The organism is Sporofaciens sp. JLR.KK001 (assembly GCF_036941055.1).
Lineage (GTDB): Bacteria > Bacillota > Clostridia > Lachnospirales > Lachnospiraceae > Sporofaciens.
Genome location: NZ_JAYMNO010000023.1, coordinates 1 through 297 on the forward strand (window position 1 = coordinate 1; position 297 = coordinate 297).

Here is a 297-nt window from a genome sequence, read left to right on the forward strand (position 1 = left end):
CCGATCAGATAGCGGCAGTCATGCTGGGTACACTCCTGATGTTTTGTTCCATAACGGTAAAATGTCTTGTCATGGTCATGCAAGACAATCCCAACATAATTCTCAAGCGGCGTTCCTTCTATTCCTTTATGCCCTTTTTTCTCCCTGCCTATATAAAGTGCCACATCTGCGATCGGGGATGCAAGTATAAGGACCTGCGCACTGTGCCCATTTACAGATGCGTTTGTAAAATCTGCATTCATGACCGGAGACTGCATTAGTTTCTTTATAATCTCTTTTTTCTCTTCCGCTGTTTTC

At 43.8% G+C, this 297-nt stretch carries 1 pseudogene; it reads right to left on the reverse strand.

The features are described 5' to 3' along the window. A pseudogene (locus VSQ62_RS32345) lies at window positions 1-297 on the reverse strand (IS66 family transposase); the annotation flags it as partial.